We start from the raw sequence: 10820 nt of genomic DNA, 5'->3' as shown, positions 1-10820 counted from the left end.
GACAACATCAACCTGACCCGGAGCCTCGCCGCTGAAAATTCGCCGTATTTTGAGACCGGCGCCAGGATTTCCTATACTTCGGATAACGGAAAATGGTTCCTGAGCGGGCTTGTGCTCAACGGATGGCAGCGGATTGCCAGACCGGAAGGCAATCAGACGGTTTCCTTCGGACATCAGCTGACCTATAAGCCGAATGAAAAAATCACCCTGAACAGCAGTTCATTTATTGGGAACGATAAAGCGAAGTCCGAAAAAAGGATGCGGTATTTCCATGACCTTTTCGGAACATTCCAGCTGACCGATCAGTTTTCCACCACCCTCGGATTCGATATCGGTGCCGAACAGAAAGAGAAAGACAGCGAAAGCTACAATATTTGGTATTCTCCGAATCTTTTACTAAAATACCAGTTGGATAACCGTTGGGCACTGGCCGGAAGACTGGAGTACTACAACGATAAAAACGGAGTCATCATCAATACCGAAACCCCGAACGGATTCCAGACTTTCGGCTATTCCCTGAATGTGGATTATGCCATCTCTAAAAACATCGTTTTCCGTACGGAAGCAAGGAGTTTCAGTTCCAAAGATGCCATTTTTATGAAAAACGACGAGTTTAGAAAAGGAAACTTCTTTATAACAACGAGCCTGGCGGCCTGGTTTTAAACCTCATCTAAACCTCATAGGTTTTGAAGACCTATGAGGTTTTAAAAAATGAAAAAATTCAATCTCAAAAGAATAAAATCCATGTCGTCAGCAACAGATTTTTTAGAACTGATCCAGAAATCCCGGAAAGGAAAATTCAAGATTTACATCGGGATGAGTGCCGGTGTGGGAAAGACGTTCCGGATGCTGCAGGAAGCCCATGCCCTGTTGCGGAGCGGTATTGATGTGAAAATCGGTTATATCGAAACCCACGGACGGGAAGAAACGGTAGCCCTTACAGCCGGGATTCCTGAAATTGCAAGAAGATCTTCTTTCTATAAAGGGAAAAACCTCGAAGAAATGGACCTTCAGACGATCATTAATACCCATCCCGAAGTGGTGCTGGTAGATGAGCTGGCCCACACCAATATTGAAGGTTCCAAAAACAAAAAAAGATGGCAGGATGTGCTGGAAATCCTGGATAATGGGATCAATGTGATCAGTGCCATGAATATCCAGCATATTGAAAGCCTGAACGAAGAGGTAAAAAAAATCACCGGCATCGAAGTTTCGGAACGGGTTCCCGATAAAATACTGGCTTTGGCTGACGAAGTGGTGAATATTGATTTAACCGCCGATGAACTGCTGACGAGGCTGAAGGAAGGCAAGATTTACAAAAAAGAAAAAATCCAGACGGCGCTGAACCACTTTTTCCAGAGCGGGCACATCCTTCAGCTCCGCGAGCTGGCTTTAAAGGAAGTCGCCACCCATGTGGAAAGAAAGGTGGAGACTGAGATCAAGACCGAAAGCTTCAAACCCGTAAAATTCCTCGCCTGCATCAGCAGCAACGAAAAAATTGCCAGGAACATCATCCGGAAAACCGCCAGGCTGGCCAGTTACTACAACAGTCCGTGGACCGTACTCTATATCCAGAAACCTTCTGAAAACCCTGAAAAAATCGCCCTGAACAAGCAGCGTTTTTTAATTAATAATTTTAATTTAGCACAGGAATTGGGTGCCAAGGTAGTCCGGCTGAAAGACAGCAGCGTTCACAACGGCATTCTGGATTATGTGACTGAACATAAGATGACCACCGTCTGTATCGGAAAGCCCCATGAGAATCTCCTGCAGCGGATTTTCGGGTACAGCTGGGTATATACGCTGATGAACCGGCTGAATGAAAGACAGATCGATATTATTATTTTATCTTAAAAGAGAATGAAGCTTAAAACAAAACTCACCCTCGGCGTAGGTCTTTTATTTGTGCTGATTGTTCTGCTTTCAGTAATCGGTTCGGTATACATCAACAGATTAAAATCGGATACGGAAAAAATCCTGACTGCCAATTACAACAGTATTGAATTCTCCAAAAACATGCTGCTGGCACTGGATAAAATACAGGCTGACAGCGCAGTGGCCATTAAGGATTTCCGGAAAAACTCGGTGCTGCAGGAAAAAAACCTGACAGAGTTCGGGGAAAAAGAAGCCACCCAAAACCTGAATCTTCATTTTAAGAACTACCTATGGCAGCCAACGGATGAAAAGGAAAAGCTGATCCGTGAAGACCTGGTCACCATTATGTCGCTCAACATGAAAGGAATTGAACGGAAAAGCGATATTGCCATTATCACCGCCGGAAATGCCACCTTCTGGATCGTCAGTCTCGGAACCGTCTGTTTCCTGATCGCTTTTGTGCTACTGTTCAATCTTCCGCAGACCATTGCGGAACCCATCAGCCAGCTCACGTCCAGCATCCGGCAGATCGCCAATAAAAATTACAGTGAAAGGGTGAATTTTAAAGGAAGCGAAGAATTTAATGACATTGCCAATTCGTTCAACGTGATGGCGGAAAAGCTTCAGGAATACGAAAGCAGCAGCCTTTCGGAACAGCTGATGGATAAAAAGCGGATCGAGACCCTGGTGAACAATATGCATGATGCCGTGATCGGGCTGGATGAAAACAACTTCATCTACATGATCAATGATGAAGCTTTGAAAATCACCGGGCTGAATAAAGACGATATCATTGGAAAAACCGCGCATGAAGTAGCTGTCACCAACGACCTGATCAGGGAACTGCTGAAAAATATAGATACTCCGGTAAAAGATCCGATTAAGATTGTTTCCGATAATAAGGAAAATTATTTTGAACAGGACATCATTCCGATCAACATTGTAAAAACAGGTGAAAAAGAGAGAAAATACATCGGCCGGGTGATCCTCCTTAGGAACATTACGCCTTTCAAAGAGCTTGATTTTGCCAAAACCAATTTCATCGCCACGATCTCCCACGAGCTTAAAACTCCTATTTCTGCGATAAAAATGGGTGTACAGCTCTTAGAAAATCAGAAATTCGGGGAACTTAACGAACAGCAGCAGGAACTGCTGAAAAGCATCAACGAAGACGGGCAGAGACTACTGGATATCACTGGCGAGCTCCTGAATTTATCCCAGGTGGAAACAGGAAACATCCGCCTGAATATTGAAAACTGCCAGCCGAAAGAAATGGTGGCTGCTGCCGTTAAAAATGTGGAAAAACTGGCCGAACAGAAAAACATTTCCATCATACCTCACTTTCTTATTGATGACCAGGATCTTGTCCTGGCCGATTTCGACAAAACCGTCTGGGTGATGAATAATTTCCTGAGCAACGCCATCAAACATTCTTTCCAGGATGAAAGCATCCGGATTGCCGTGGAAAAGGCGGGATCGAAAATCAGATTCAGCATCACCGATACCGGAAAGGGGATCGATGAAAAATACCACCGCCAGGTTTTTGACCGCTATTTCCAGGTCCCGGGCGAACACCAGAACGGTACCGGCCTCGGACTGGCCATTTCCAAGAATTTCATCGAAAAGCAGCATGGTGAAATCGGCGTGAAAAGTTCACCGAATCAGGGAAGTACTTTTTATTTTTTACTGCCTTTGGTTTAGATTTTTGTATATTTGAATATGAAAAACATGAAAGCATTTCCTGATATTGTCAGACAACTCCGTCATAAAAAATTACATAGCGGGCATCCTTTTATGATTAACGTAAAAGAACTTCGTACGGATCAATGTTATCTTGAATTTCCAGATGGCAATATTCAACTCGTTTCTATTATGGAGGATAAAAAAGATTTTTCTGTTATTAAACAATTATCTAAGGAAGAAGCATCTAAATTAAGAAGACGTCTTAATTTTTCTAAAGATTAATGCCCGTGTTATACATTATAACAGGTTCAAACGGAGCGGGAAAATCCTCTCTAGGTCCTCAATATATTCCTAATAGCCTGAAGAATTCAATTTTTGATGGTGATAAACTTTTAATGGAAAAGAAAATCGAATTTTGGAAAAGCGGAATCAGGTCTTCTAAGGAATGTACAAAATTAGCTGCTGAAATTGTAGAAAAAACTTTCGAAAATTTAGTTGAAAATTCATTAGCACAAAATAAGAGTTTTGCCTATGAGGGACATTTTATTAATCATGAAACCTGGTCCATCCCTCAAAAATTCAAATCTGCCGGGTATAAAATACATTTAATATTTTTTGGCCTTACTGATACCGATTTGTCTGAATTAAGAGTACTTTATAGAAGCAAAGAAGGAGGACATCATGTTGATCCTCATACTTTAGCCAATAATTTTTATGGTAATCTGGAAAAACTTGATCTGTATTTTAGCATTTTTGATTCTATTGAAATATATGATACATCAGGAATAGAGCACATTCACCTTGTTAGAATCGAAAATAAACAGGTCTCATATTGTATTGATTATTTAGATCTACCCGTTTGGTTTACAAAATATCTGCCCAATATTTCTTTGCTCATAAAACAAACAGATAATCAGTAAGTTTTTTCAATATTTTTTTACATTTGATGTAAACTTAAACAGATGAATACATCAGATGTAAAAATTAATTTGATTCAGAGAATTGCACAGCTGAAAGAACCGGGAATTACTGCAGAGATTCAGAAGCTTCTGGATTTTGAACTAGCGTCCGGTGATTATATTCTTACCAATTCCCAAAAGACTGTATTGCAGAAGGGCATGAAGAATATAAAAACTCTGCATTTCTTACTGATGATCAGGCTAACCTGAATATGGAGTAATGGTTGGAAAAGTCTTAAAAAAAGAAAAGACTGATTTTTCAGAGTTTCAATTCGAATTATTAAAACTAATACATGCCAGACCTTATTTTTCCTTTATTCTTTATCGCGCTTTTCGCATTTGCCATCGGTAAAACCATTTACTATTTTGTAGAGAAAAATAAAATTGTTGAAACCTGTAAACTCGCGGATACTGTTGAACTGAAAAATATCAGCGGCACTATTTTTACCAATGAAGGGACTTTTAAGAAAAAATATGAGTGGTGTTCCTTTGATATTATGATCAATACCAACTCCATATTCCTGTTTTCAAAAGGTTTCAGCGTGATTCCGTTTCGGGTGATTAATCTTTTGTTTTCCAATTCAGACAGGAAAAATACCAGAAAGCCCACCTTACTCAGAGAATATAAAATCAGTTCAAATCAGATAAAGCTTGTTTATTATCCTGAATACCTTAACGCAAGAAGCCGAACGATAACATTGCATAACCTTAATACCGAACAGGTTTCCTTGTTTGAAAACCTATTGGAAGGCAAAAGCAGAAGATTTTATTAATATGAAAATCGAATTGATCTCCGTTATTGAAATCGAAAATTATATCGAAGAAATACCTTTCCCCCAGTCCGGCCCTTATTGGGAATTTGCGGACGAGTGGGAAGAATATCATCTGTTGACCAATGCAAAAGCAGGTTTTTCAAAGGATTTAAAGCCTTATTCAACAGGTTCATCTTTTTACAGAATCAGTGACATTTCAGATGCCGATCTTCTAAGGGTCATTCAAAAAGAAATCGACAGACAGAAAGATGATGATAATTCTGAAATTGTCGAGCTGGCCTGTCCACTTATGGGAGGATTTGTTTTAAATATTAATGAATCCGATATCTATTATCCTCAATGTTGCGGCGACTTATCGGCTATTGAATGTTGGAATGATCTGCTCGCCGATGGAGATTCTTACTTTTATATGGGACACCCATCACCCAGAATTATAAAAACGGAGAAAACCATACTACTTGATTTTCTAAATTCTGAAATTCAGGAGCATTATGTACCGCCCATAAAAGAAGATCAGATTGAAATAGATACGGATGCCTTAAGAATTGCGTTGGAAAAAGTAAACCAAGAGCTTCATCATTTTGTTGAAAGGCTTGTTAAAATCAATGAGACCCAAAATCTAAATATTCTTGGTATGGAAAGAATATTGGTTTATGGAAGAAATGATTATTAAAGATGCATTCTGAAATTTTCTAAAAAATACTATCCAGAAAATAACTAATTTAGTTGACTGTATTAAACCTTATGACAACAGACCTGGCTCAACAATTAGCTGACTTCTGCGAAAAATTTAAACTCAAAGAAAAGACTTTTGAAAGTTTTGAAGAATTTTACCCTACATATTGTGAAGACGAAAACTTTCTCAACGGATACGAGAAGAGTGAATTAAAACCGGTTTTCGATGGCCATCGATTCAATATTCAGCATTCCTTTTTTCCTCCAACGGTCGATACAAAAATCAGTCTATACACTGAAAACTCGCTGGTTCCGGTAGATTATTATATTGCAGAGGCCGATTTTAACGGAGAAATTGTCGATGATTTTTTTGTCATTGAAGGCGAGAAATACGCGATTAATATGGCCAGTTATTTCAGAGATATAAATGATAGCCTGCCGTCCAGCTATTTGAAGAGAAACCATATCCAATATCCGTTTGTCTCCTATCTTTCTCTTGCCGGGACCTTGTTTATGAGTAAAAAGTATGAATCATCAGGACGTTTTGTACTCCGCGCTTATGTAAATCTTGAAGAGACAGGAGAAGCGTATTTTGAAAAGGATTTCCTTAAAAAGTCCAAAGGGTTTTTGAAAATGCTGAAAAATTATTACATTGAAAAACAGTTAATTTCCACTGAACTGAAGGCCGATTTTGAAAATTTGAGAAAGTAATTATTTGTTATTTTTAATTATGGATCACTTTCAATTTATACTTAAAGATGATATTGAAGTAACACTCGCTTCTATTCATCAGGAAATCACTTATAACGGGCTATTGGAAGGCTATCCGTGTGAGAAAGTAAATAACATGGTCCTGCATAATACAAAGATAAAAGCCAGAAACCTGTTTTCTATGGATGAAATCTATATCATCCAACCTATTATCAAAGCAGATGAAGAGCAGCACGGGTCTTTCGGCAAAATAATGGAACTGCCTTTGGTTACCTGCATAGCTACATTGATGTGCCGGAAGGTATTCCGAGATCAGGATAAACATTTTTCAGCTTTGACCGTTATCTGGTTTCAGGACCAGTATGCTTTTCCTATTCAAAAAGATATTATAAAAGAAATAACTACTGTTCCCTTTAAAGAAATTTGTGGAGAATTTCATTATTAACAAACAAAAAAACATGAGCCTACAGGAAATTTATCAAAACACCATAAAATTCGCGGCACACAAACATGCCGAGATCAATCAGACCATTCCCGGGACCAACCTTCCGTATGTCGTCCATCTCAGCAATGTGGCGATGGAAATTCTGGTTGCTTCAGAACAATCAGAGTCTTTTAATACAGGGTTCGCCATTCAGGTGGCGTTGCTTCATGATGTTCTGGAAGATACCGATGCTACTTTTGAAGAACTGAGTGAAAAATTCGGTAAAGCGGTCGCCGAAGGCGTTCTGGCACTGACTAAAAATGCGGAGCTTCCTAAATATGAAAGAATGGCCGAAAGTCTAAAAAGAATCAGACAACAGCCTCAGGAAGTCTGGGCCGTAAAAGTGGCAGACCGGATCACCAATCTGCAGCAACCTCCCCATTTCTGGACTCCGGAGAAGATTGAAAAGTACATACAGGAAGCCACGATGATTCTTAAGGAACTACGCGGCGGAAACACCTATCTGGAACACCGGCTGCAAAATAAAATTGAAAATTATAACGCAGATTAATTAAAAATGAAACCCACCTTCTTTTCTACTCCTCAGGAATTCCGCCAATGGCTTGAGAAAAACCATCAGACCGAAAAGGAACTGTTGGTCGGATTTTACAAGGTCGGAACCGGTAAACCTTCAATGACCTGGTCGGAATCGGTGGACCAGGCTTTATGCTTCGGGTGGATCGACGGGGTGAGAAGATCGATTGATGAGGAAAGCTATAGCATCCGGTTTACCCCCAGAAAACCGACCAGCATCTGGAGTGCCGTCAATATCCGGAAAATGGAAGAACTGACCACCACCGGACTGATGACTGAAGCCGGCCTAAAAGCTTTTGCCTTACGAAAAGAAGAAAGATCAGCGATCTATTCCCACGAAAAAGAACCCGCTGTACTCGATCCGGCATTTGAGAAACAGTTTAAGGCCAACAAAAAAGCCTGGGAATTTTTCATCACTCAGGCTCCGTCCTATCAAAAAGTAGTGCTACACTGGATTATGGGCGCGAAACAGGAGAAAACGAGAATTTCAAGGCTTGAAAAGACCATCCGGGAAAGTGAAATGGGGAAAAGGGTGATGTAGTGAGTGTTTTATTATGTGGCTGATAACGTAATTATTGATAGCTTCTTTTTGTTAAGAATACTGCTTTATAATTCCAGTTATCGGATTAAACCTCATAGGTTTCGAAAACCTATGAGGTTTATAAGACCCAAGCCTCCCGTATCCTCGATAATTTCATAAAAATTACCGTTCATTTTTTCTCAGATTATCATACCTTTGAACCTTTAATTCAGAAAAAAAGAACCAATGAATACGGATACATTAGATTTTTGGGTAGGGAATTTTCAGAGTGAGGAAGATTTTTATGATTTTGTAGAGGAAGATGAGAACTATTATCTCCTGGAAGAATCCGATGACATCCATATTTCAAAATTTGCAGCTTCGCAGGATACGGTGTGGCTGGACCATGACTTTGTAGAATATGGCTTTGAGGCCGGAAACCGTACGATTTACGAAAAGTTCGCCGATTATTCTTTTGCCGAGCAATGGCTCCCGATCCTGGTAAACCGGCTGAATGAAATAAACCTGAAATTTGAAGTAAACTGCATTATCTTTCTAAACCGCGGGCAGGTTCCGAAGCCGGTTTCCGTAGAGGATGACTTTTTCTCACTGGCTTATGTGGGCGGGATTGAATTCAGTGTTTGATCTGACAGAAGAGCCGGTAAAAAGAACTTTTGAGTATAATTCTCTTTCTAGCACTTCCAAAACGGAATGGTTACAAAACATTTAATAGATTCAGATGTTTTACAGGTTATGTATTTCATTTAAAAGCTTCAATAAAATTTCAATATCTTGCGCTCCCAATATTAATAATTCATGAATATTTACCAAAGAAGAAGGAATCTGCTGCCTTTCTGGATGAATTTTTTTATCTGGATGTTTTTAATTCTGGCAGCATACGCTCTGTTAATATACATCGTTTATTTTTCTACGGGATTTTTCTTCGGTTACAGAGGAGCATATCTCTATGGAATGGAAACTGATGATGCAAACTCACCATTAGGGATCTTTATCCGAATTTTACTCCTGTTTAAAGTTTTCATCGCATTTTCCATGTGGACAGAAAAAAAATGGGCTATTGATATGGCTATTCTAGATGCTGTTTTGGGAATTATTATCTGTGTTTATATGATGTTCGTTGAGCCTTTAGCTCATGTTAGTAGAGGACATTTTGAATTCAACTTACGATTGGAAATTCTTTGTCTCATCCCGTATCTTATAAAATGTCTGAAAATTAACACTATTTGGAAAAATATGAAGGTGTATATACCTGGTCCTGTAAATCGGATAAGAAAAAAGGTAATCTTCAGTCATGAAAAGAATATAAAAACAGTAGAAACCGTTCAGATAGAAACCGCAGATCCACAATATACTGATCCTTATATTGCCAAAGAAAATATTGATCGGGAAGATGATGAAGATTATCTGAAAAGATATATGCCGAAATAGCTAATCGGCATATTTTGATTTTTTAAAATAAATGCTTCAACAAATTCAGTAACTGAACTTATTGAAGCATATTTTATTATAAATTAATGCGCTTCCAGCCAGTTCTCTCCCACTCCTACTTCCACCAATAGCGGAACCTGGGTTTCGATGGCATTTTCCATTTCCATTTTGATGATGTTGACGGCCAGTTCCACTTCTTCCACCGGAGATTCGAAAACCAATTCGTCATGAACCTGCAAGAGCATTCTGGTCTGCAGTTTTTCTTTCTCAAATTCTTTCTGGATCTTGATCATTGCCATTTTCACTACGTCGGCGGCACTTCCCTGGATCGGAGCGTTAACGGCGTTCCTTTCCGCATGGGCACGAACGACAAAGTTACCGGAACTGATGTCTTTCAAGTGGCGTTTTCTTCCCAGGATGGTTTCTACATAACAGATTTCACGGGCCTTTTTCACCTGGTCTGCCATATAAGCTTTCAATTTTGAGTAGGTTTCAAAATAGGCTTCGATCATCTGTTTAGCCTCACTTCTGGATAAACCGGTCTGTTCTGCCAAAGCAAAAGCGCCCTGGCCGTATAAAATCCCGAAGTTAACGGTTTTGGCCTGGCTTCTCTGGACTTTGGATACTTCTTCCAATGGGATATTAAAGAGTTTCGCCGCAGTAGAAGCGTGAATATCTTCCCCGTCCTGGAAGGCTTTGATCATATTGTCTTCGCCGGAAATTTCCGCAATCAGGCGCAGTTCGATCTGGGAATAATCGGCCGAGATAATCTTTTTTCCTTCGCCGGCTACAAACGCTCCACGGATCTGCTGGCCTCTTAATGTCCGGATCGGGATGTTCTGGAGGTTCGGGTTGACACTTGCCAGACGGCCAGTTGCAGCAGTGGTCTGGGAGAAATTGGTATGCACCCGGTTGTCCGATTTTTCAATCTGGGACGGCAGGGCATCCACATAGGTTGATTTCAATTTCTGATACGTCCTGTATTCTAAAATATGCTGGATGATTTCATGCTTGGTGGCCAGTTTCTGAAGGATATCTTCCGAAGTCGCATACTGCCCGGTTTTGGTTTTCTTGGCTTTCGGGTCCAGCTGAAGCTTTTCAAACAGGATTTCACCGAGCTGTTTTGGGGAGTTGACGTTGAATTCTTCTCCGGAAAG

General features: G+C 40.0%; 15 protein-coding genes. 14 read left to right on the top strand and 1 reads right to left on the bottom strand.

The features are described 5' to 3' along the window. From QZ735_RS19480 to QZ735_RS19415, 14 genes are all read left to right on the top strand, one after another. The coding region (locus QZ735_RS19480; RefSeq protein ID WP_294252290.1) for an outer membrane beta-barrel protein at nt 1-663 on the top strand (663 nt) is incomplete at its 5' end. Between the two features lie 81 nt (nt 664-744). Then, nucleotides 745-1854, top strand: coding sequence for a sensor protein KdpD (locus QZ735_RS19475; RefSeq protein ID WP_294252293.1), 1110 nt, complete (start codon nt 745-747; stop codon nt 1852-1854). 6 nt (nt 1855-1860) lie between these two features. After that, a complete protein-coding gene (locus QZ735_RS19470; RefSeq protein WP_294252288.1) occupies nt 1861-3576 on the top strand; it encodes an ATP-binding protein in 1716 nt (571 codons plus the stop codon). 27 nt (nt 3577-3603) lie between these two features. Then, nucleotides 3604-3840, top strand: coding sequence for a hypothetical protein (locus tag QZ735_RS19465; protein ID WP_294252286.1), 237 nt, complete (start codon nt 3604-3606; stop codon nt 3838-3840). A gap of 5 nt (nt 3841-3845) precedes the next feature. Next, nucleotides 3846-4478 carry a zeta toxin family protein gene (locus QZ735_RS19460; protein WP_294252283.1) on the top strand — a complete coding sequence of 211 codons (633 nt, stop codon included), beginning with the start codon at nt 3846-3848 and terminating at the stop codon, nt 4476-4478. 42 nt (nt 4479-4520) lie between these two features. After that, nucleotides 4521-4727: a hypothetical protein gene (locus QZ735_RS19455; RefSeq protein WP_294252280.1), complete on the top strand. Its 207-nt coding sequence runs from the start codon at nt 4521-4523 to the stop codon at nt 4725-4727. Nucleotides 4728-4810: 83 nt separating this feature from the next. Beyond that, on the top strand, nt 4811-5290 hold the full coding sequence (locus QZ735_RS19450) for a hypothetical protein (protein WP_294252278.1): 480 nt from the start codon (nt 4811-4813) through the stop codon (nt 5288-5290). Between the two features lies 1 nt (nt 5291). Then, nucleotides 5292-5963: a hypothetical protein gene (locus QZ735_RS19445; protein ID WP_294252273.1), complete on the top strand. Its 672-nt coding sequence runs from the start codon at nt 5292-5294 to the stop codon at nt 5961-5963. Nucleotides 5964-6034: 71 nt separating this feature from the next. Continuing rightward, complete coding sequence (locus tag QZ735_RS19440) at nt 6035-6676, top strand: hypothetical protein (protein ID WP_294252271.1); 642 nt, start codon at nt 6035-6037, stop codon at nt 6674-6676. A gap of 4 nt (nt 6677-6680) precedes the next feature. Then, nucleotides 6681-7121 (top strand): hypothetical protein, encoded by a 441-nt coding sequence (locus QZ735_RS19435; RefSeq protein WP_294252268.1) that lies wholly within the window; start codon nt 6681-6683, stop codon nt 7119-7121. 13 nt (nt 7122-7134) lie between these two features. After that, nucleotides 7135-7671 (top strand): HD domain-containing protein, encoded by a 537-nt coding sequence (locus QZ735_RS19430; protein WP_294252265.1) that lies wholly within the window; start codon nt 7135-7137, stop codon nt 7669-7671. Nucleotides 7672-7677: 6 nt separating this feature from the next. Then, a complete protein-coding gene (locus QZ735_RS19425) occupies nt 7678-8235 on the top strand; it encodes a YdeI family protein (protein ID WP_294252260.1) in 558 nt (185 codons plus the stop codon). Nucleotides 8236-8460: 225 nt separating this feature from the next. Continuing rightward, on the top strand, nt 8461-8859 hold the full coding sequence (locus QZ735_RS19420; RefSeq protein WP_294252257.1) for an immunity 22 family protein: 399 nt from the start codon (nt 8461-8463) through the stop codon (nt 8857-8859). A 171-nt stretch (nt 8860-9030) separates the two neighbouring features. Next, a complete protein-coding gene (locus QZ735_RS19415) occupies nt 9031-9663 on the top strand; it encodes a hypothetical protein (protein ID WP_294252255.1) in 633 nt (210 codons plus the stop codon). A gap of 83 nt (nt 9664-9746) precedes the next feature. Here QZ735_RS19415 and QZ735_RS19410 read toward each other — a convergent pair. Next, the coding region (locus QZ735_RS19410) for a DNA polymerase (RefSeq protein ID WP_294252252.1) at nt 9747-10820 on the bottom strand (1074 nt) is incomplete at its 5' end.

Source organism: uncultured Chryseobacterium sp. (assembly GCF_913776365.1).
GTDB lineage: Bacteria > Bacteroidota > Bacteroidia > Flavobacteriales > Weeksellaceae > Chryseobacterium.
This window is presented reverse-complemented; position numbering and strand designations above follow the sequence as displayed.

What these genes read in the sequence shown, in the direction of transcription:
- QZ735_RS19440 (WP_294252271.1), top strand. Translation starts at nt 6,035, where the DNA reads ATGACAACAGACCTGGCTCAACAATTAGCTGACTTCTGCGAAAAATTT.
- QZ735_RS19420 (WP_294252257.1), top strand. Translation starts at nt 8,461, where the DNA reads ATGAATACGGATACATTAGATTTTTGGGTAGGGAATTTTCAGAGTGAG.
- QZ735_RS19475 (WP_294252293.1), top strand. Translation starts at nt 745, where the DNA reads ATGTCGTCAGCAACAGATTTTTTAGAACTGATCCAGAAATCCCGGAAA.
- QZ735_RS19455 (WP_294252280.1), top strand. Translation starts at nt 4,521, where the DNA reads ATGAATACATCAGATGTAAAAATTAATTTGATTCAGAGAATTGCACAG.
- QZ735_RS19425 (WP_294252260.1), top strand. Translation starts at nt 7,678, where the DNA reads ATGAAACCCACCTTCTTTTCTACTCCTCAGGAATTCCGCCAATGGCTT.
- QZ735_RS19470 (WP_294252288.1), top strand. Translation starts at nt 1,861, where the DNA reads ATGAAGCTTAAAACAAAACTCACCCTCGGCGTAGGTCTTTTATTTGTG.
- QZ735_RS19430 (WP_294252265.1), top strand. Translation starts at nt 7,135, where the DNA reads ATGAGCCTACAGGAAATTTATCAAAACACCATAAAATTCGCGGCACAC.
- QZ735_RS19415 (WP_294252255.1), top strand. Translation starts at nt 9,031, where the DNA reads ATGAATATTTACCAAAGAAGAAGGAATCTGCTGCCTTTCTGGATGAAT.
- QZ735_RS19450 (WP_294252278.1), top strand. Translation starts at nt 4,811, where the DNA reads ATGCCAGACCTTATTTTTCCTTTATTCTTTATCGCGCTTTTCGCATTT.
- QZ735_RS19465 (WP_294252286.1), top strand. Translation starts at nt 3,604, where the DNA reads ATGAAAGCATTTCCTGATATTGTCAGACAACTCCGTCATAAAAAATTA.
- QZ735_RS19445 (WP_294252273.1), top strand. Translation starts at nt 5,292, where the DNA reads ATGAAAATCGAATTGATCTCCGTTATTGAAATCGAAAATTATATCGAA.